Source organism: Flavicella sp. IMCC45537 (genome assembly GCF_057197705.1).
This window is the reverse complement of the sequence record NZ_CM170067.1, coordinates 2,364,743-2,384,862: the sequence shown is the minus strand read 5'-3', so window position 1 is coordinate 2,384,862 and position 20,120 is coordinate 2,364,743. Positions and strand designations below refer to the sequence as shown.

Genomic DNA, 20,120 nt, shown 5'->3' with positions numbered 1-20,120 from the left:
TACGTAAACTATAATTATGAAAAATCTAGCATTATTACTATTTATACTATCTGCAATATCAGTTGTTGCTCAAAAAGAGATTAATATAGATAAAAAAGGATATGCCGCAAATGGCTATGATGTAGTTGCATATTTTGAAAATACGGCAGTGGAAGGAGATAAAAATTTCCAAACTGAAATTGAAGGTGTGAAATACAAATTTTCAAGTCAGAAAAATTTAGAGCTTTTTAAAAGTAACCAAGAAAGGTACATGCCTCAATATGGTGGTTGGTGTGCTTATGCAATTGGTGCAAAAAACGAAAAAGTTGAAATTAACCCAAAAACGTTTGAGATTAGAGGTGGTAAATTGTATTTGTTCTATAATTCATGGGGTATCAATACGCTCAAATTGTGGAATAAAGAAGGGGCTGAAAATTTAAAGGCCCAAGCTGATAAAAATTGGAATAATTATTAGATTAGGGGTAGTTTAGTAATTTAAAAAGCCTCTAAATTTTATTTAGAGGCTTTTGTGTTTTCAGTAATCGTTATTATGAAATTACTTTGAGTAAAAAATATTTTTTCTTTCCTCGTTGTAATAAAACATAAGAATCTGCAATTAAATCATTGCTTGAAATTGAAAATCCATCCTGAACTTTTTCTTTGTTCACAGAGATAGAATTTTCTTTAAGTGCTCTTCTAACCTCTCCGTTAGATTTTAAAAATCCTGTATCAGCAAAAGCCGCTACGATATCTAATCCCTCCTCTATCAGAGATTTATTTACTTCCGCTTGTGGGACTCCAGAAAAGACATCTAAAAATGTTTGTTCATCTAATGATTTTAAATCATCAGCAGTAGATTTTCCGAAAAGAATAGAAGATGCTTTTACTGCATTTTCATAATCTTCTTCTGAATGTACTAATATAGTTACCTCTTTTGCAATTGTTTTTTGAAGCAGTCTAGTATGTGGAGCTTCGTTGTGTTCTGCAATAAGTTTATCAATTTCTTCTTTAGATAAGAATGTGAATTTTTTTATAAAATCAACAGAGTCCTCGTCGGAAGAATTTAACCAATATTGGTAGAATTTATAAACTGAAGTTCTTTCTTTGTCCAACCAGATATTCCCTCCTTCAGATTTTCCGAATTTTGTTCCGTCTGCTTTGGTGATTAATGGACAAGTCATAGCATATGCTTTTCCTTGGGCTTTTCTTCTTACAAGCTCAGTACCGGTTGTGATGTTTCCCCATTGATCTGAACCACCCATCTGAAGCTTACAGTTTTTGTGTTCGTATAAATGCAAGAAATCGTAACCTTGGAATAATTGATAGGTGAATTCTGTAAAAGACATTCCATCTCCTTCTCCGCTTACACGTTTTTTTACAGACTCTTTGGCCATCATATAGTTAACGGTCAAATGTTTTCCAATATCACGAACAAAATCAATCAATGAAAATTCTTTCATCCAATCGTAATTGTTTACTAATTCGGCTCCGTTTTCTGTGTTGCTGTTAAAGTCTAAGAATCTTTCAAGTTGGCTTTTTACACCGGCAACATTTCTGTTTAAGGCAGCTTCATCTAATAGGTTTCTTTCTGCAGATTTTCCTGAAGGGTCTCCAATCATTCCAGTAGCTCCACCAACCAAAGCAATTGGTTTATGACCTGCTTTCTGGAAATGCATTAAAATAATGATAGGAATTAAACTACCTATATGTAAAGAATCAGCAGTCGGATCAAAACCGATATAACCAGAAGTTGCTTCTTTATTTAAAAGTTCTTCTGTTCCAGGCATGATGTCATGTAGCATACCTCTCCATCTTAATTCTTCAACAAAATTTGTAGTCATATGTGTAAATTTTTGGCAAATATAGTGATTCGCTTGTAAGAGACAAAGGGACAACAGTTGAGATTTAGCAAGGAGAATTCATTATTTTAGGCTATTTTCGTTGTATGATTTTAGTTACAGGAGGTACAGGAATGGTAGGCGCTCATTTGTTGTTGCGATTGACACAAAATGGGCATGTGGTAAGAGCAATTTACCGGAAAGAAAAGTCTATAGAAAAAACGAGGAAGGTGTTTTCTTATGTTGGAAAAGATGCTGAGACATTGTTTTCAAAAATAGAGTGGGTTGCGGCTAATATTACCGATGTACCTGCTTTAGAAACTGCTTTTGAAGGAGTTGGAAAGGTCTATCATATTGCTGCCTTGGTTTCTTTTGATGAAAGGTTGGCCAAACAAATGCGTACTGTAAATATTGAGGGAACCGCTAACATAGTTAACTTGAGTATTGCACACAAGGTTTCAAAGTTGTGCTTTGTAAGTTCAATTGCAACGATTGCGAAGGCTGTTGAGAAGCCTTTGATTGATGAAGAAGATGACTTTAATTTAATGACGAATAATTATAGTTACGCTATAACTAAGTACGGAGCCGAGATGGAGGTTTGGAGAGGGGCCCAAGAAGGTCTTAAAGTTTTTGTTGTAAATCCTGGAGTTATATTGGGAACTGGATTTTGGAATGAGAATTCAGGTGTTTTGTTTTCAATGATAAACAAAGGAACTCCATTTTATACAGAGGGTGTGACTGGTTTTGTAGGAGTTGATGATGTTGTGTCTGTCATGGTGAAAGGTATGGAATCTACTATTTCAAATGAACGATTTGTTTTAGTTTCTGAGAACATTGGTTTTAAAGAAGTGTTTCATTTAATAGCGGATGCATTGCAAAAGAAAAAACCAAGTGTCAAATTAAATACATTTTTGGCAGAAATAGGCTGGAGATTGTCTTTGGTCAAATCTATTATTACGGGTAAGTCAAATAGTTTTACACGTCATGCTGCTAAATCAGCCAATAACAAATGCTATTACAATTCTGATAAAGTGGTGAAAATGTTAGATTTTAAGTTTCAAAAAGTGGCAAAAGTAATAGAAGATACTGCCGAGCAATTTAAAAAGGATATCGTATAATTACTCCCTTTGTGAATGATTTTCCTGGATAAAATTTTCTTTTTGTACAGAATCTATAGCATTCAAAATCTTTTCAGGTTGCAAGGAGTCTAGTGATTTAGATAGCTTTAAACTGTCTTGAGTTTTTAGGTTTTTCTTTTTGGCTTTTTTTATAGAATCTCTTATGTGTCTAGCACGTTTTGTACTATCTCTGTTGATAGAATCCTTTACTTTTTTGATGGCTTTGAATTCGACGTTTAAAGCTTTTATTTTGGTTTCTACCTCTTTGTAGATTTTCTCGTAATCATCGATTTTAGTGGTGTAATAGTGATTACTTCTTCTGAACCTGGCACTATCTATCCCGTACTTTTGAAATACTAAAAATGTATAATCAATATTTCTTTCATCGAATTTATTTCTATAAACTTTGGAAGAAGTCGCGAGATATAAATCTGAAAGTAACAGAACCATTGAATCCTTAGAGATAAGGTCATCTGGTTTTTTGAAAATAGTATTACTTGTACAAGAAATCATGCAAGTAATTAAAAGTATAAGTATACTATTTTTCATTTTTTTTATCGATTAAATGTGATTCTTTCTCCTTTAGTAATATCATCAAAGTTTCCTTCGTTATAGATTAAATTACCGTTGATAAAAGTTTGTGTGATCGTAGATTTAAATTCTGTTCCTTCAAAAGGAGTCCATCCACATTTGTAGAGTGTATTTTCTTTAGTAGCCGTCCATGATTTCTCTAGGTCAACTAATACTAAATCAGCATAAAATCCTTCTTTAATATATCCTCTTTTTTCAACTTCAAAAAGAATCGCTGGGTTGTGTGCCATTTTTTCAACCACTTTTTCTAATGTTATTTTGCCTTCTTTTACAAAATTGATCATGGCTGGCAATGCATGTTGTACTAAAGGACCACCACTAGGGGCTTTGGTGTAAACATTTTGTTTTTCTTCTAAGGTATGTGGAGCGTGATCTGTAGCGATAACGTCAATTCTATCATCTAATAGAGCCTTCCATAATCCGTCTCTATCCGAGGCAGATTTTACTGCGGGATTCCATTTGATAAAAGTACCTTTCGTTTCATAGTCCTTGTCTTCAAAGGTTAAATGGTGAACACAAACTTCAGCAGTGATTTTTTTATCTTTTAACGGAATGTCATTTCTGAATAAAGCAGTTTCTTTTGCTGTAGATAGATGAAAGATGTGTAGTCTAGCGCCTGTTTCTTTTGCAAGTTCGATTGCTTTTGAAGAAGATAAGTAACAAGCTTCTTCACTTCTAATAATTGGATGATATTTTAATGGAATGTCATCTCCAAATTTATCTTTGTATTCTTGGAAATTTCTTCGAATAGTTCCTTCGTCTTCACAGTGAACAGAAATAACCATATTGGTTGAAGAAAATATTTTTCTTAAAACATCTTCATCGTCAACAAGCATATTTCCTGTAGAAGATCCTAGGAATAATTTGATACCGGCAACTTTTTTAGGGTCCGTTTTTAATAATTCTTCTAGGTTGTCATTCGTTCCTCCAAACATAAATGAATAATTTACATAAGAGTCTGTGCTTGCTGTCGTAAATTTCTTTTCTAATTCTTCTTGCGTTGTTGCTTGCGGAACTGTGTTTGGCATTTCAATAAAAGTAGTGATACCACCTGCTGCGGCAGCTCTACTTTCAGTAGCAATATTTGCTTTATGTGTTAATCCTGGTTCTCTAAAGTGCACTTGGTCATCAATAGCCCCTGGTAACAAGTATTTTCCGTTAGCGTCAATAATTAGCGCATTTTCTGGTGCGGTAATGTCGTCGCCAATGGATTTTATGAATTTACCTTCAATTAAAACATCAGCATTGATGGTTTTACCTTCGTTTACGATGTTTGCGTTTTTTATAAGTGTAATTTTCATGATATATGTTTAGGAAAGTCCTTTTAATCTTAATTTTATAACTCCAAAAATAGCTTCAGTCACAATAGATCCGCTCATTTTAGAAGTACCTTTTGTTCTATCTGTAAATACGATAGAAACCTCTTTAATTGGAAATTTATGTCTCCAAGTCTTGAATTTCATTTCTATCTGAAACGCATATCCAACGAATTGGATTTTATCAAGGTCGATGGTTTCTAGAACACTTCTATGGTAGCATACAAAACCCGCTGTGGTGTCGTATAAAGGTATATTTGTAATGAATTGAACATATTTAGATGCAAAATAAGAAAGTAATAACCTTTTGATATTCCAGTTAATCACGTTTACATTATTATTCACATATCTTGAGCCGACTGATAATTTTGCTCCATCTTCAATGCATGCGTTGTATAACTTTATCAAGTCTTTTGGGTTGTGAGAGAAATCAGCATCCATTTCGATGATATACTCATATTGCTTTTTTAAAGCCCATTTAAAACCATGTATGTATGCGCTTCCAAGGCCTTTTTTCCCTTTTCTTTTTTCTAAAAAAAGACGCTCTGGAAATTTTTGCATTAATTCTTCAACAGCTTCCGGTGTTCCGTCTTTAGAATTGTCATCTACCACTAAAATATGAAATTTCTTTTCGTCGCTGAAAACAGCAGAAATAATTTCATTAATGTTTTCAATCTCGTTTAGCGTTGGAATTATTACAATAGTATCAGACATAGACTTAAAAATTGACTACAAATGTATAACTTTTTATTACTAATTTTGCGTTAAAGGTTTTGTTAATTTGGATTTAGTTTTAAGAGATTGTTTGCTATGGGGTACGGGATAGAAAGGTCTTTTGAGAACAACGATATTTACAGTATTGTTTTTGTTTTTATATTGTTGCTGTTGACGGTTATAAAACTTAAATATCCAAAGATTTTTCACGGAATGCTTACTAGTGTCTATTCTAAAACTTTTTTTTTAGACTATGATAATGAGCTAAAATCTAATTTCAATGGTTTTAAACTATTGCTGTTTCTTGTGCAAAATTTAATTTTTTCAGTTTTTTTTACAAAGCTTTATCAAGTTAGGATAATAGACAGTCATATGGAGTTGTGGCCCTTGCTGCGTAATATTTTTTTAGGCTTGAGCGCGTTTTTAATAATCAAATATTTAATCACATTAGTGATTGCAAAGGTTTTTAATTTTGTTGAGGTTTTGAAGGTTTTTCATATTCAGAAATTCACATATTTTAAATTAAGTACTCTTATTATGATGCCATTTTTATGGTTTCTGATTTATGCGGATGTTAACCATCAGTCTTTCTATATGATGTTGTCTGTCTGTGTTTTTATACTGTTAATGGTGTTAATAGCTGTGTTTGTTGTGTTTAAGAATATTAAAGTTATAATTGAAAATTTGTTTTATTTTATTGTGTATCTTTGCACACTTGAAATAGTACCGATATTATTAATTTTTAAGATCACGGTAGATAAATAGTATATTATATGAAAGTGAAAACTATTCTAGTCTCACAACCTGAGCCTAAAGAGAATTCTCCTTATTTTGAATTGTCAGAAAAGCAAAAGGTAAAAATTGATTTTAGATCATTTATTCATGTTGAAGGTATTTCTGTAAAAGAAGTTCGCGCAGAAAAAATCGATTTAAAAGAATTTACCGCAGTTATTTTAACGAGTAGAAATGCTGTAGATCATTTTTTTAGAATTGCTGAAGAAATGAGGTTTACTGTACCTGCTGAAATGAAATATTTTTGCCAGTCTGAAGCAGTCGCTTATTACTTACAGAAATATGTTGTTTACAGAAAGAGAAAAATTTATGTAGGTCAAAGAACTTTTCCAGAGCTTGGAAAATTGATTAAAAAGCATAAGACTGAGAACTTTTTATTGCCATCATCAGATAAATTAAAGGCATTGGTTCCGAATACCTTAGAGGAGTTAGGGGTAAAGTGGACTCGTTTAGATTTATATAAAACGGTAATGAGTGATCTTTCTAATTTAGAGAATGTGTTTTATGATGTGTTGGTTTTCTTTAGCCCATCAGGAATTGATTCTTTATTTAAGAATTTTCCAAATTTCAAACAAAATGATACCCGAATTGCAGTTTTTGGAAATACAACTGTAAAAGCAGCGACAGAAGCTGGGTTGAAAATTGATATTTCTGCACCTACGCCAGAGACTCCTTCTATGACAATGGCGCTTGAGAAGTATATAAAAGAAGTGAACAAGTCAAAATAATATTGACAACAAAATATAAAAGCCGTTTGTACTACAAACGGCTTTTTTTGTTAGAATAACAAAGCGTAAATTTCTTCTATTTTAGAGACACAAATTATTTGAATTCCCTTGGTGTCTTTTTTGTATTTGTTGAATTTTGAGATAAATATTTTGTCGAATCCAAGTTTTTCTGCTTCTGCGATTCGTTGATCTATTTTGTTCACCGGACGTATTTCACCGGCAAGTCCTATCTCAGCGGCAAAAGTGTAGTTTTGTGGAATTGCATCATCTTCATTAGAAGATAAAATGGCGGAGACAACTGCTAGATCAATGGCTGGATCTGCAACCTGAATTCCCCCAGTAATATTTAAAAAGACATCTTTAGCTCCTAATCTAAATCCGGCTCTTTTTTCTAGCACAGCAAGAATCATATTGAGTCTTTTTAAGTTATATCCAGTTGCAGAGCGTTGAGGGGTTCCGTAAACCGCGGTACTCACTAAAGCTTGTACTTCAATCATTAAAGGTCTCATTCCTTCGAGCGTCGCAGCAATCGCTGTTCCACTTAGGTCAGCATCTTTTTCGCTAATAAGAATTTCAGAAGGATTTGTAACTTCTCTTAAGCCTGTTCCAAGCATTTCATAAATTCCAAGCTCCGCTGTAGAGCCAAAACGGTTTTTCTGAGATCTTAGAATTCTATAAGTGTGGTTTCTGTCTCCCTCAAATTGTAATACCACATCTACCATGTGTTCAAGTATTTTTGGTCCAGCAATCGTTCCTTCTTTATTAATGTGGCCAATCACAAGCACTGGAGTTGCTGTTTCTTTCGCGAATTTTATAAGTTCAGCAGTCGTCTCTTTGATTTGTGAAACGGTTCCAGGAGAGGCGTCTATTTGGTTTGTGTGAAGTGTTTGTATGGAGTCAATAACCAGAATATCTGGGTCTAAATTTTCTATGTTTTTAAAAATGTTCTGCGTGTTCGTCTCTGTTAGAATGAGGCAGTTGGAGTTTTTGTTTTGCAGTCTTTCGGCTCTCATTTTTATTTGAGATTGGCTTTCTTCTCCGGATACATATAGGACTTGTTGTTGCATTTCTAATGCAATTTGCAATAGCAGAGTAGATTTTCCGATGCCAGGTTCTCCTCCTAGTAAAATAACTGACCCGGGTACTAAACCTCCTCCAAGAACATTATTTAGTTCATTGTTATGTGTATGGATTCTGTGTTCCTTATTGATTTCTATCTCAGAAACAGGAAGTGGTACGTTGGCTGTCTTTTTACTTGTAGATTGTTTCCAATTACGTTTTTCTTCCTTTTGAACTATTTCCTCAACAATCGTATTCCATTCTTTACAGGATGAACATTGTCCTTGCCATTTCGGAAATTGTGTTCCGCAGCTTTGACAGAAAAAAGTCGTTTTTGTTTTTGCCATAATGAAAGTCTTCTATGGCAAAGAAAAGAAAATACTCTGAAATATTATGCGCTTATCTTTTTTGATTTGTTGTAAAGTGGAAGCAGTAAGAAGGAGAGTCCTCCAAAGACCAAAACCATAAGTGTTTGAGAGGCCCACATAATCCAGCCAAAACTAAGTCCAGCCACTTCGTTTACACCATAAAGTAAAAGTGCACTTTGAATTGCAAGGGGATAAGCTCCAATACCTCCGTTAGTTGCAGCATAGCTAAAAGTTCCGATAACAAAACTTATTAGAACAGCATTGATAGATAAATCAGCAGTTTCTGGAATTGCGAATTTTGCAACATAGAGCATCATTATGTACATGATCCAAATAAAGAAAGTATGAAAAATAAAGGCCCATTTTTTCTTCATAGTAAAGATACTTTTGACTCCTACAATCAATCCAGAAATAAAGGTTTTCAATTTTAAAACAGATTCTTTCTTAGAGTTTTTTAACCATTTTAAAAATAAATATCCGATGATTCCAATAACAACTAGTCCAATAACGGTGTATACAGGGTTATTGGGTAGTTTTTTCGAGAGTTCTGTTTTGATTAAATCATACTGAGCAAAAAAGGCAAGAAAAATGAATAAGGCATACATTACTAAGTCTGCTACTCTTTCTGCTACAATAGTTCCGAAACCTTTTTCAAATGGAACATCTTCATATTCGGCTAAAGCTGCCGCTCGAGATAGTTCTCCCGCTCTTGGGATGCCTAAGTTTACCAAATAGGCAATAATAACTGCCATGGCACTGTTTAAGAATTTAGGCTTGTATCCAAGGGGTTCAAGCATAAATTTCCATCTGTAAGCTCTAGAAAAATGACTCAAAACACCTAAAACTAGAGAAAGTAATACCCACCAATAATTGGCTGTTTTGAAGGATGTTTTTACGCTTTCAATGTCTTCGGGGGTTAATTTGGATAATGAAATCCATATTAAAAATACACCCAAAGCCAATGGGATTGTTTTTTTTACAAGGCTTTTTACAGATAGTGCCAAATTATGAAAGGGAATTGTTTGTTTCGTTAGGGAAAACTAAGGACGGTTTGAAAGATTTAGCCTCTTCAAAGTCCATGGTTGCATAGGAAATTATGATAACAATATCTCCTTTTGCTACTTTTCTTGCTGCGGGTCCGTTTAAAGTTATTTCTCCACTTTTTCTCGGCCCAGGGATCACATAAGTTTCTAATCGTTCTCCATTGTTGATATTAACAATTTGAACTTTTTCACCTTCAATTAAATTTGATGCATCCATCAAGTCTTTATCGATAGTGATACTTCCAATGTATTGTAAATCAGCACCAGTAACGGTAACTCTGTGTATTTTAGATTTTACTACTTCTATTTGCATGCTGCAAAATTAGTGAATTTGTATATAAGTAGAAACATAGGGAGTTCAATTTGTTAGAAATTGAACAAGTTCTTTATTGTAGTGATATATTGTCAATCAATCTTATTTTTCCTGCATAGACGGCTATAAATGCTCGATAGTTAATTGTTGCAGATTTGGAGTCAACAGTTTGTAGTGTTTGTTCGTTGGCTATTTCAAAGTATTCAAGATCTAGAAAAGGATGGGATTCGAATTCCTTTTGTATCCATTGGTTGATGTTTTGAATAGTATCTGTTTGAAATAATTGAAACGCTTGAGTGAGTGTTTTGTATATAAAGGGTGCTGCTGCTCTTTGGGTTTGAGTAAGTCTGGTGTTTCTTGAACTCATTGCGAGTCCGTCTTTTTCTCTAAAAATAGGGCAACCAATAATTTCTATTGGAAGTTCATGTTTGCTTGTCATGTTTCTGATGATCTGCAATTGTTGAAAATCTTTCTCACCAAAATAGGCTTTGTTAGGTTGAATTATTTCAAAGAATTTCTTTACAATTGTACCAACTCCGTCAAAATGATTAGCACGATGTTTTCCTTCCATTTCCTTTTCAAGTCCATCAAATGAGAAAGACTCTGGGTTGATTTTGTCATCATACATTTCTGAAGCGCTTGGGGTAAAAACCAAATCGCAGTCAGTTTTATTCAAAAGGTCTAAGTCTGCCTCAAGTGTAGTTGGGTAGTTGTCCAAGTCTTCTTTTTTATCAAATTGAGTTGGGTTGATGAAAATAGTAGTAATGGAAAAGTCATTTTCTTTAGCGGCTTTTTCAATCAAAGAGATGTGTCCTTTATGCAGTGCTCCCATCGTAGGGGTGAGTCCAATTGTCTTTTGAGATGATTTTAAGGAGGTTATAATCTTGTTGATTTCCTTAATATTTGTAACTACTTTCATTTGGTGTAACGCTAAATTGTGTGCAAACTTAGTATTTTAACATGAAATTAGCATAAAAATTCGTATTTTTGCAAGAATCTATAAATTTAAGTGTTTTGACCATGAAAGATAAGAGAGTATTGTACGTTTCTTCTGAAGTTTTACCCTATTTACCAGAGACAGAGATGTCGTCAACGTCGTTTGAAGCTGCAAGAAAAGCGCATCATAAAGGTGTTCAAACAAGAATTTTTATGCCAAGATACGGTGTTATTAATGAAAGAAGATATCAGTTGCATGAGGTAATTCGTTTGTCAGGAATGAATTTAATTGTAAATGATATGGATATGCCATTGATCATTAAAGTTGCGTCTATTCCAAAAGAGAGAATGCAAGTTTACTTTATAGATAATGAAGAGTACTTTAAAAGAAAAGGGACTGTGAAAGATGAAAACAGTGAGTTGTTTTCAGATAATGATGAGCGTGCTATTTTCTTTGCGAAAGGAGTTGTTGAAACTGTTAAGAAATTAAACTGGGCGCCAGATATTATTCATGTGCACGGTTGGATGGCTTCTCTTTTACCTTTATACCTAAAAGAATATTACAAGGACGATCCTTTGTTTGCGGAAAGTAAAATTGTGACTTCATTATATAAATCTGATTTTGAGGGTGCGTTGAATTCTGAGTTGATCAACAAAGTGAAATTTGATAATATTTCTGATGAAAAAGCTGAAATATTGAAAGATCCAAGTCATATGAATATTTTAAAGAGTGCGATCGAAAATTCAGACGGTGTGATTCAGGCAACTGAAGAACTTTCTTCTGAGTTGACGGATTTTGTGTCAGAGCAGAATAAGCCTACTTTAGATTTTCAACCTGAAGAAACTTTCGCAGATGCCTATTTAGACTTCTATTCGAACGAAGTTTTAAGTTAAATACCGAATTATTTTTTATGACAATAAAAGTTTGGAATGCTATGAAAAGTATTAGTTTACTTTCACTGCTGTTATTGTTAATAGTTTCTTGTTCTGATGATGATTTAAATAGTATCGATGCTGGATTTATTGATAACTTAAATTTTGTTACGAAAGATACTGTTTTTGAAGTCGAGTTCGTTAATGAGTATATCGATAGTGTAGAGTCAGAATTAAGTGGTCAGTTTTTATTGGGTGTTTACGATGAGGCTAATGTCGGTAAAATAAGATCGTCATTTGTGTCCCAGTTAATGTTGCCTGATACCATTGAGTATTATTCAGAGGTGATTCATCCGGATACCATTGTAACAAGACATATGGATGCTGTAATTCTTAACATTCCATATCATTCTACCGTTAGAACCATAGAAGACGAGGTTAATATTTACCAATTAGATTCTGTTTTTGGTGAAAGCTCAACGGATACCGATGATAATTTGATTTATAATGGCTTTAATGTTAAGGTACATGAATTGGCTACATTTTTGAATCCACTAGATCCAAGTGATCCTTCTGCTGTAAATAAATACTATTCAAATAGAGATTATGATGTCGCTGCTTTGTTAAGAGCTGAGGCTGCTGTTACGGTTTCACCTTTGGATACAGCGGCTTATTTTGTTAAGTCTTTAACAGGAGATGTCTGGCGAAAGTCATTTACTGATAAATCTCCATTTATGTCTATGCACCTAGATCCTTCGTATTTTGAAACGAAGTTGTTGGATATTCTTCCAGAAAAAGACGGAACGGTACCAAGTGTGTTGCAAAGTCAAGAAAGTTTTATTAGATATATGAAAGGATTGTATGTTGAAGTAACTTCTACGGTTGGTGCTTCAACTGTTACTTTTCCTTTGACGGATGCTTTTGTAGATATGCATTATTCTAATGTTATTTCTTTGGTCTCTACAGGGTTGGATATAGATACAATTGCAGCTACAAGAAGATTTGATTTAGGTGGAGTAAAAGCAAGTAAGCATGAGTCACTTGATAAAGCTTCGTACCCTAGAGCGTCAGATAAGATATATATTCAAGGTACTGCAGGGTCTTTGGCTAATATAAAGTTGTTTGATTATGATGATCAACCGGGTAATGAGACTATCGTTAGTGATGAATTGATGGATTTAAGGAATTTAGCAAATGATGATAATGATAATATGTTGTGGTTGATCAATGAAGCGAATCTTTTGTTTTATGTAGACGGAGAGGATAAGCCCAGTATTGATAAATTATTTTTGTATAAAAAAGTTCCTTCTATCAATGGAGCGCTGCCATACAATTCTCAGTTGCTAGATTATATTACCGCTTCTAATTTATCTGTTGTAGATGGGAATTTGACCGAGGAAATTGATGAGGAGAATAAAACAAGGTATTATTATAAGTTTAAAATCACGGATTATCTAACAGATTTGTTGTCGGGTAAGGATGCAGCTGGAGTTAAGAACAACCGTAATGTTGATAATTTTGGTTTGAAAATTTATAACCCTGGGGATTACCCAACTTCTACGATTGATTCTCTAGTTAGAACACCAAATTGGAACCCAAGAGGGGTTGTTTTATTTGGGGGTACCGGGGATGGTGATACAAATGAAAAAAGAGTGAAATTGAATATAAATTATTCATATCAGAATAGATAAAAATACAATGCTATGTGCGGAATTACTGGGTATATAGGTTCAAGAGATGCCTATCCAATAGTTATAAAAGGATTACGAAGATTAGAGTATAGAGGTTATGATAGTGCTGGTTTAATGTTGTATAACAATGGTGAATCAACAGTTTTTAAAACCAAAGGAAAAGTAATAGACTTACAGGGGATTGTAAGTGAAGAGAATCAACAAGGGAATATCTGTATCGGTCATACTAGATGGGCTACTCATGGAGTTCCTAATGATGTAAATTCACATCCTCATGTGTCTAACTCTGGAAATATTACCATAATTCATAACGGGATTATAGAGAATTATGACACGATTAAAAATGAGTTAACCCAAAGAGGTTATGTTTTTAAAAGTGATACAGATACAGAAGTACTTGTAAATCTTATTGAGGAAGTTCAGATTCAAGAAAAATGTCCTTTGGCTAAAGCGGTTCAGTTGGCGTTGAATGATGTGATTGGAGCCTATGCAATTGCTGTCTTTGATAAAAGAGATGATAAAAAAATAGTTACGGCAAAATTAGGTTCTCCTTTAGCGATAGGTATTGGTGAAAATAATGAAGAGTTTTTCATTGCTTCAGATGCTTCTCCCTTTATTGAGTATACAAAGAATGCAATTTATTTACAGGATGAGGAGTTGGCTATTGTAGAAAAAGGTAAAGAGATTGAAGTAAGAAAAATTCATGATGACTCTTCCGTTGAGCCTGAGATCCATGCTTTAAAATTAAATTTAGCTCAGATTGAAAAGGAAGGTTTCGATCACTTTATGCTAAAAGAGATTTATGAGCAGCCAAAAGCTATTGTAGATACCTACAGGGGGCGACTATTAGCGAATGAGGGAATTATTAGGATGGCTGGAGTTGAAGAATATATTGATCGTTTTAAAAGTGCAAATAGGATCATAATAATTGCCTGTGGGACATCATGGCATGCTGGTTTGGTGGCAGAATATTTATTTGAGGATATTGCTAGGATACCAGTAGAAGTTGAATATGCGTCTGAGTTTAGGTATAGAAACCCAATAATAACTGAAAAAGATGTGGTAATTGCTATTTCTCAGTCAGGAGAAACAGCAGATTCCTTAGCCGCTATTAAAATGGCTAAAGCGAGTGGAGCATATGTCTTTGGGGTTTGTAATGTTGTGGGGTCTTCTATTGCTCGTGAGTCGCATTCAGGTGCTTATACACATGCAGGGCCAGAGATTGGTGTGGCATCTACCAAGGCATTTACTACGCAAATTACTTTGCTTACTTTAATTGCATTGAAGCTAGGTAAGGAAAAAGGGATTTTATCCAATTCTGATTTTCATGCTTATTTGCAAAATATGGAATTGATTCCATCGAAGGTAGAGGTGTTGTTAAAGCAGAATGAAATTATAAAAGAGATTGCTTCTGAATTTGCCACAACTCCAAGTTGTTTATTTTTAGGTAGAGGATATAACTTTCCTGTAGCTTTGGAAGGAGCCTTAAAGTTAAAAGAGATTTCTTATATACATGCAGAAGGGTATCCTGCAGCTGAAATGAAGCACGGACCTATTGCGTTGATTGAAGATGGTTATCCGGTTATAGTGGTAGCTATTAACAAAGGTCATTACGAAAAAGTAGTGAGTAATATCCAGGAGATTAAATCTCGTAAAGGAAAGATTATTGCTGTTGTAACTGAAGGAGATGTAACAGTAAAGGAAATGGCAGATCATGTGATTGAGATTCCTGAAGTAGATGAGGCTTTGAGTCCGTTGCTAACAACGATTCCACTACAGTTATTGTCTTATCATGTAGCTGTGTTAAGGGGTTGTAATGTAGATCAACCAAGAAACTTGGCAAAATCAGTTACGGTAGAGTAATAGTAACTTGAATTTTTAAATAATAAAATCCCGATACCTTTATGTATTGGGATTTTTTTGTGTCCAAAAATAATTCTTGAATGTTATTGCTGAATAATTTTATGGTGATGGCGGGTAGTATTACATCAAAAAAGTTTTTTGAATAATTTAGATTCCAGTGACTCGAATAATTCTTTCAAGTTGAAACTCATAAATTTTTTAAATGAGGTATGAATTTACAAAAAGTAAAAATGAATTAATTTTGAATAATTCCATGGGATTTTTTCCATTTGAATCTGTATTTTTGTGGCATGTTTCAGTTAGGAAAAACCATAGTATCGGAAGATATAATAGAAAAAGATTTTGTTTGTAATCTTTCAGCTTGTAAAGGCGAGTGTTGCGTTGCTGGAGATGCAGGAGCTCCTTTAGAAGAAAGTGAACTTCAGATAATGAAAGATATTTATAAGGATGTCAAACCTTTTTTAAGAGAAGAAGGTGTAAAGGCTATTGAAGAACAAGGGGTTTACACTACCAATGAGTATGGTGAGCATGAAACAACTTTGATTGATGGTGCGGATTGCGCTTATGTAATTTTTGATGATAAAAACACGGCGCTTTGTGGGATAGAAGAAGCTTATAATAGTGGTTTAATCGATTGGAAAAAACCGATTTCATGCCATTTGTATCCTATTAGAGTACGTGAGTATTCTGAGTTTTCCGGGGTGAATTATGATAAATGGGATATCTGTGATGATGCATGTAGTTTAGGGAAAGAATTACAGGTGCCTATTTATAAATTTGTGAAACAAGCACTGGTAAGAAAATTTGGTGAGGATTGGTATGCTGAATTAGAAAAAGTAGCTGAAGGTCTTAATAAAGATAAAAAATAGCTGGTTATAAAGCCACAACGATGAAAGTAAAGTAATATTGTTTTTTGTTATTGAGTTTAGTGTTTTAAACTTCTTTTTTGTTGGTGATTTGGTGTTTTCAGAGACGTGTTTTTAGTTTTGTTTTGCTTTTTTTGAAGAGCTGTTTTAGTTCATTTTTTTGTCTTGAGATTATCATTTAAGCAGGGGTTTTGAATATTAATATTATCAGGGTTTTAGCTTCTTTTCTTGTGTTTAATAGGCTGTTTTATAGATAGTTGTTTGTGGTGGTGTTTTTAAGTTTTTCCTCGATTTTTAGGTGTATTGTTAAGAACTTCGTGGTTTTGTGAATAAGTAAGACTTTCATTTAGCAGCATTTTTTCCAATCTTTGTGAAGCGCAATAAAATGAATTAATTACTCTTTAAAAAAAATCCATAAAAAATGTCTCAAATAGAACCGATTTTACAGCCAAATGACAATAGATTTGTGATTTTTCCCATTCAACACCAAGATATTTGGGAATGGTATAAAAAACAAGAAGCAAGTATTTGGACAGCTGAAGAAATAGATTTACATCAAGATGTAATTGATTGGGAAAATAAGTTGAGCGATGATGAACGTTACTTTATCAAGCATATTTTAGCATTTTTTGCCGCTTCAGATGGAATTGTAAATGAAAATTTAGCAGAGAATTTTGTGACTGAGGTGCAATATTCTGAGGCGAAATTCTTTTATGGTTTCCAAATCATGATGGAGAATATTCATTCAGAGGTGTATTCTTTATTGATTGATACTTATGTGAAAGATGAATCAGAAAAAGATCAGTTGTTTAGAGCTATTGAAATTTTTCCTGCGATTAAGTTAAAGGCAGAATGGGCATTGAAATGGATAGAATCTGATTCATTTGCAGAAAGATTGATCGCATTTGCTGCTGTGGAGGGGATTTTCTTCTCAGGTAGTTTTTGTTCTATTTTCTGGTTAAAGAAACGAGGATTACTTCCTGGTTTGGCATTTTCGAATGAGCTGATATCGAGAGATGAAGGGTTACATTGTGATTTTGCTGTACACTTACACAACAATCATATTGTGAATAAAGTTCCAAAAGAAAGGATTACTGAGATTATTGTAGATGCGTTGAATATAGAGCGTGTGTTTATTACAGAATCACTTCCTGTTAGTTTGATTGGAATGAACGCGAAATTAATGACTCAATACTTAGAGTTTGTTACGGATAGACTTTTATCAGAATTTGGATGTGATAAAGTGTATGGATCATCAAATCCATTCGATTTTATGGATATGATTTCTTTGGAAGGGAAAACAAATTTCTTCGAGAAAAGAGTATCTGAGTACCAAAAAGCAGGTGTGAAATCTGGAGGTACAGGATCAATCAGTTTTGATGCTGATTTTTAAATAAAAGCGAATACATATTTTCTCTAAGAACAAAATAGAGAAATTTTAATAAGTTAATTCGGCCCTAAGAAGCTGGAGGAGGGATTTTAGCCCCTAGAGTTAAAAAATACAAATCAAAAAAACCACAAAGATGTTCGTAGTAAAAAGAGACGGGAAGAAGGAATTAGTAATGTTCGATAAGATCACTGCTAGAATTAGAAAAATTTGTTATGGATTAAATCCATTAGTTGACCCGGTTAAGGTTGCGATGCGCGTAATTGAAGGTTTGTATGATGGAGTAACTACTTCTGAATTAGATAATTTGGCTTCTGAAATTGCGGCTACTATGACTACGGCTCATCCTGATTATGCAAAATTAGCGGCACGTATTTCTGTGTCTAATTTACATAAAAACACAAAGAAAGTTTTCTCTGAAGTAATGGATGATTTATATACATATATCAACCCAAGAACAGGAAATGATGCTGCTTTATTGGCAGACGATGTGTACCAAATTATTAAAGATAATGCTGCTTTATTAGATTCTACACTTATTTACAGTAGAGATTTTAACTATGATTATTTTGGGTTTAAAACTTTAGAGCGTTCTTATTTATTGAAATTAAATGGAGAAATAGCTGAACGTCCTCAGCATATGTTGATGCGTGTAGCTATTGGTATTCATAAAGAAGATATTGAAGCTGCGATTGAAACGTATGAGTTGATGAGTAAAAAGTTTTTTACACATGCAACGCCAACTTTGTTTAACTCAGGTACACCGAAACCACAAATGTCTTCTTGTTTCTTATTGCAGATGCAAGATGATAGTATTGATGGGATTTATGATACATTAAAACAAACAGCTAAGATTTCTCAATCTGCAGGAGGAATTGGTTTATCTGCTCATAATGTAAGAGCTACAGGTTCTTATATTAGAGGTACAAATGGTACTTCTAATGGAATTATTCCAATGTTAAAAGTGTACAATGATACTGCTAGATATGTAGATCAGGGTGGAGGAAAACGTAAAGGTTCTTTCGCTATTTATTTAGAGCCTTGGCATGCAGATGTAGTTGACTTTTTAGATTTGCGTAAAAATACTGGAGCTGAAGAGAAACGTGCGCGTGATTTATTCTTAGCACTTTGGATTCCAGATTTGTTTATGAAACGTGTGGAAGAAGATGGGAACTGGACGTTAATGTGTCCAAATGAATGTCCAGGTTTATATGATAGTTATGGAGATGAGTTTGAAAAACTATACGTCGGTTACGAAGAGAAACAAAAAGGTCGTAAAACAATCAAGGCTCGTGAACTTTGGGAGCGAATTCTAGAATCACAAATTGAGACCGGAAACCCGTATATGTTGTATAAAGATGCAGCGAATAGAAAATCAAATCAAAAGAATTTAGGTACCATTCGTTCTTCTAACTTGTGTACTGAGATAATGGAATATACAGCCAAAGACGAAGTAGCTGTATGTAATTTAGCGTCTATTTCTTTACCTATGTTCGTTTCTGAAAATGCGGAAGGGGTTAAGTTTTTTGATCATAAAAAACTGTATAAAATTACTAAGAAAGTTATACGAAACTTAAATACTGTAATTGATAGAAATTACTATCCAATAAAAGAAGCTGAAAATTCTAATATGCGTCATAGACCTGTTGGTTTAGGAGTGCAAGGATTGGCAGATGCTTTTATCATGTTGCGTATGCCTTTTACTTCTGATGAAGCTAAAAAATTAAATCAAGAAATATTTGAAACATTGTATTTTGCTTCTGTAACTTCTTCTATGGAGATTGCAAAAGTTGATAAACCATATTCTTCTTATGAAGGTTCTCCAATGTCTAAAGGAGAATTCCAATTTAATATGTGGGGTGTTTCTGAAACAGAATTGAGTGGTAATTGGGACTGGGTTAAGTTGCGTAAAGATGTTAAAAAACATGGAGTTCGTAATTCACTTTTAATGGCTCCAATGCCAACGGCATCGACTTCTCAAATTTTAGGGAATAACGAAGCGTTTGAACCTTATACTTCTAATATCTATACTCGTAGAGTATTATCAGGTGAGTTTATTGTTGTAAATAAACACTTGTTAGAAGACTTAGTAGGACTTGGGTTATGGGACAATGCAATGAAAGAAGATATCATGAGAGCAAATGGATCTATCCAGCATATTGATGTGATTCCTCAAGATATTAAGGACTTATATAAGACAGTTTGGGAGATGAGTATGAAAGATATTATTGATATGTCTCGTCAGAGAGGATACTTTATTGATCAATCTCAATCGTTGAACTTGTTTATGGAAGATGCAGATTACTCTAAATTGACTTCAATGCATTTTTATGCTTGGAAATCTGGATTAAAAACAGGAATGTACTATTTGAGGACTAAATCAGCAGTAAATGCGATTAAATTCTCTTTGGCTACAGATAAGAAAGCTCAAGCGCCGGGAGTTGCAGCACCGGTAGCAGCGGAAACTGTTCAAGATGCTCCATTAACAGCGGAAGAATTAAAACAAATGATTATTCAATCTCAAAACAATCCCGACGATTGTGAGATGTGTGGTTCTTAAATCATACTTGTTAAAAATAAAAAAAGGAACTCTAATAGAGTTCCTTTTTTTGTATTCGTAAAAAATTAATTTACAATTTCAAATT

At 33.7% G+C, this 20,120-nt stretch carries 18 protein-coding genes; 10 read left to right on the top strand and 8 right to left on the bottom strand.

Features of this window, described 5'->3' with window-relative positions; genetic code table 11:
* Positions 1–16: 16 nt before the first annotated feature.
* A complete protein-coding gene (locus AC2DGP_RS09830; RefSeq protein ID WP_484489885.1) occupies positions 17–454 on the top strand; it encodes a YHS domain-containing (seleno)protein in 438 nt (145 codons plus the stop codon).
* Between the two features lie 73 nt (positions 455–527).
* Here AC2DGP_RS09830 and tyrS read toward each other — a convergent pair whose 3' ends face one another.
* Positions 528–1,820, bottom strand: coding sequence for a tyrosine--tRNA ligase (gene tyrS / locus AC2DGP_RS09825; RefSeq protein WP_484489884.1), 1,293 nt, complete (start codon positions 1,818–1,820; stop codon positions 528–530).
* A 104-nt stretch (positions 1,821–1,924) separates the two neighbouring features.
* Between tyrS and AC2DGP_RS09820 the strand changes: the two genes are divergently transcribed.
* On the top strand, positions 1,925–2,935 hold the full coding sequence (locus tag AC2DGP_RS09820; protein ID WP_484489883.1) for an NAD-dependent epimerase/dehydratase family protein: 1,011 nt from the start codon (positions 1,925–1,927) through the stop codon (positions 2,933–2,935).
* On the opposite strand, the gene AC2DGP_RS09815 is transcribed toward AC2DGP_RS09820, so the two are convergent.
* Genes AC2DGP_RS09815 through AC2DGP_RS09805 form a run of 3 tightly spaced genes read right to left on the bottom strand, consistent with a single transcriptional unit; the run spans position 2,936 to position 5,556 of the window.
* Positions 2,936–3,484, bottom strand: coding sequence for a DUF4296 domain-containing protein (locus tag AC2DGP_RS09815; protein WP_484489882.1), 549 nt, complete (start codon positions 3,482–3,484; stop codon positions 2,936–2,938).
* A 5-nt stretch (positions 3,485–3,489) separates the two neighbouring features.
* On the bottom strand, positions 3,490–4,827 hold the full coding sequence (locus tag AC2DGP_RS09810) for a dihydroorotase (protein ID WP_484489881.1): 1,338 nt from the start codon (positions 4,825–4,827) through the stop codon (positions 3,490–3,492).
* Positions 4,828–4,836: 9 nt separating this feature from the next.
* Entirely contained in the window at positions 4,837–5,556 is a 720-nt protein-coding gene (locus AC2DGP_RS09805) for a polyprenol monophosphomannose synthase (RefSeq protein ID WP_484489880.1), read from the bottom strand.
* Positions 5,557–5,652: 96 nt separating this feature from the next.
* On the opposite strand from AC2DGP_RS09805, the gene AC2DGP_RS09800 reads away from it, so the two are divergent.
* Both AC2DGP_RS09800 and AC2DGP_RS09795 read left to right on the top strand, forming a co-directional pair.
* Complete coding sequence (locus tag AC2DGP_RS09800) at positions 5,653–6,321, top strand: DUF4271 domain-containing protein (RefSeq protein WP_484489879.1); 669 nt, start codon at positions 5,653–5,655, stop codon at positions 6,319–6,321.
* Between the two features lie 8 nt (positions 6,322–6,329).
* The gene (locus AC2DGP_RS09795; protein ID WP_484489878.1) at positions 6,330–7,076 is read left to right on the top strand and encodes a uroporphyrinogen-III synthase; all 747 of its coding nucleotides are present in this window, start codon (positions 6,330–6,332) and stop codon (positions 7,074–7,076) included.
* Positions 7,077–7,126: 50 nt separating this feature from the next.
* On the opposite strand, the gene radA is transcribed toward AC2DGP_RS09795, so the two are convergent.
* The 4 genes from radA to panC form a co-directional block, all read right to left on the bottom strand.
* Positions 7,127–8,482: a DNA repair protein RadA gene (gene radA, locus AC2DGP_RS09790; protein ID WP_484489877.1), complete on the bottom strand. Its 1,356-nt coding sequence runs from the start codon at positions 8,480–8,482 to the stop codon at positions 7,127–7,129.
* A gap of 44 nt (positions 8,483–8,526) precedes the next feature.
* Positions 8,527–9,507 carry a lysylphosphatidylglycerol synthase transmembrane domain-containing protein gene (locus AC2DGP_RS09785; protein ID WP_484489876.1) on the bottom strand — a complete coding sequence of 327 codons (981 nt, stop codon included), beginning with the start codon at positions 9,505–9,507 and terminating at the stop codon, positions 8,527–8,529.
* A 1-nt stretch (position 9,508) separates the two neighbouring features.
* Entirely contained in the window at positions 9,509–9,859 is a 351-nt protein-coding gene (gene panD / locus AC2DGP_RS09780) for an aspartate 1-decarboxylase (RefSeq protein WP_484489875.1), read from the bottom strand.
* A gap of 73 nt (positions 9,860–9,932) precedes the next feature.
* Complete coding sequence (panC, locus tag AC2DGP_RS09775) at positions 9,933–10,778, bottom strand: pantoate--beta-alanine ligase (RefSeq protein WP_484489874.1); 846 nt, start codon at positions 10,776–10,778, stop codon at positions 9,933–9,935.
* Positions 10,779–10,879: 101 nt separating this feature from the next.
* Between panC and AC2DGP_RS09770 the strand changes: the two genes are divergently transcribed.
* The 6 genes from AC2DGP_RS09770 to AC2DGP_RS09745 all read left to right on the top strand — a co-directional run bounded on the left by AC2DGP_RS09770 (position 10,880) and on the right by AC2DGP_RS09745 (position 20,035).
* Entirely contained in the window at positions 10,880–11,689 is an 810-nt protein-coding gene (locus AC2DGP_RS09770) for a glycogen/starch synthase (protein WP_484489873.1), read from the top strand.
* 17 nt (positions 11,690–11,706) lie between these two features.
* Positions 11,707–13,359 (top strand): DUF4270 family protein, encoded by a 1,653-nt coding sequence (locus tag AC2DGP_RS09765; RefSeq protein WP_484489872.1) that lies wholly within the window; start codon positions 11,707–11,709, stop codon positions 13,357–13,359.
* Positions 13,360–13,371: 12 nt separating this feature from the next.
* A complete protein-coding gene (glmS, locus tag AC2DGP_RS09760; protein ID WP_484489871.1) occupies positions 13,372–15,222 on the top strand; it encodes a glutamine--fructose-6-phosphate transaminase (isomerizing) in 1,851 nt (616 codons plus the stop codon).
* A 290-nt stretch (positions 15,223–15,512) separates the two neighbouring features.
* Positions 15,513–16,091, top strand: coding sequence for a DUF3109 family protein (locus AC2DGP_RS09755; protein ID WP_484489870.1), 579 nt, complete (start codon positions 15,513–15,515; stop codon positions 16,089–16,091).
* A gap of 418 nt (positions 16,092–16,509) precedes the next feature.
* The gene (locus AC2DGP_RS09750; protein WP_484489869.1) at positions 16,510–17,481 is read left to right on the top strand and encodes a ribonucleotide-diphosphate reductase subunit beta; all 972 of its coding nucleotides are present in this window, start codon (positions 16,510–16,512) and stop codon (positions 17,479–17,481) included.
* A 130-nt stretch (positions 17,482–17,611) separates the two neighbouring features.
* Complete coding sequence (locus AC2DGP_RS09745) at positions 17,612–20,035, top strand: ribonucleoside-diphosphate reductase subunit alpha (RefSeq protein WP_484489868.1); 2,424 nt, start codon at positions 17,612–17,614, stop codon at positions 20,033–20,035.
* Positions 20,036–20,120 lie beyond the last annotated feature (85 nt).

Excerpts from the sequence above, each read along its gene's own strand:
- AC2DGP_RS09810 (WP_484489881.1), bottom strand. The coding sequence starts at position 4,827 with ATGAAAATTACACTTATAAAAAACGCAAACATCGTAAACGAAGGTAAA.
- panC (WP_484489874.1), bottom strand. The coding sequence starts at position 10,778 with ATGAAAGTAGTTACAAATATTAAGGAAATCAACAAGATTATAACCTCC.
- AC2DGP_RS09800 (WP_484489879.1), top strand. The coding sequence starts at position 5,653 with ATGGGGTACGGGATAGAAAGGTCTTTTGAGAACAACGATATTTACAGT.
- AC2DGP_RS09750 (WP_484489869.1), top strand. The coding sequence starts at position 16,510 with ATGTCTCAAATAGAACCGATTTTACAGCCAAATGACAATAGATTTGTG.
- radA (WP_484489877.1), bottom strand. The coding sequence starts at position 8,482 with ATGGCAAAAACAAAAACGACTTTTTTCTGTCAAAGCTGCGGAACACAA.
- AC2DGP_RS09830 (WP_484489885.1), top strand. The coding sequence starts at position 17 with ATGAAAAATCTAGCATTATTACTATTTATACTATCTGCAATATCAGTT.
- AC2DGP_RS09805 (WP_484489880.1), bottom strand. The coding sequence starts at position 5,556 with ATGTCTGATACTATTGTAATAATTCCAACGCTAAACGAGATTGAAAAC.
- AC2DGP_RS09745 (WP_484489868.1), top strand. The coding sequence starts at position 17,612 with ATGTTCGTAGTAAAAAGAGACGGGAAGAAGGAATTAGTAATGTTCGAT.
- AC2DGP_RS09770 (WP_484489873.1), top strand. The coding sequence starts at position 10,880 with ATGAAAGATAAGAGAGTATTGTACGTTTCTTCTGAAGTTTTACCCTAT.
- AC2DGP_RS09820 (WP_484489883.1), top strand. The coding sequence starts at position 1,925 with ATGATTTTAGTTACAGGAGGTACAGGAATGGTAGGCGCTCATTTGTTG.
- AC2DGP_RS09795 (WP_484489878.1), top strand. The coding sequence starts at position 6,330 with ATGAAAGTGAAAACTATTCTAGTCTCACAACCTGAGCCTAAAGAGAAT.
- panD (WP_484489875.1), bottom strand. The coding sequence starts at position 9,859 with ATGCAAATAGAAGTAGTAAAATCTAAAATACACAGAGTTACCGTTACT.
- tyrS (WP_484489884.1), bottom strand. The coding sequence starts at position 1,820 with ATGACTACAAATTTTGTTGAAGAATTAAGATGGAGAGGTATGCTACAT.
- AC2DGP_RS09765 (WP_484489872.1), top strand. The coding sequence starts at position 11,707 with ATGACAATAAAAGTTTGGAATGCTATGAAAAGTATTAGTTTACTTTCA.
- AC2DGP_RS09755 (WP_484489870.1), top strand. The coding sequence starts at position 15,513 with ATGTTTCAGTTAGGAAAAACCATAGTATCGGAAGATATAATAGAAAAA.
- AC2DGP_RS09815 (WP_484489882.1), bottom strand. The coding sequence starts at position 3,484 with ATGAAAAATAGTATACTTATACTTTTAATTACTTGCATGATTTCTTGT.
- glmS (WP_484489871.1), top strand. The coding sequence starts at position 13,372 with ATGTGCGGAATTACTGGGTATATAGGTTCAAGAGATGCCTATCCAATA.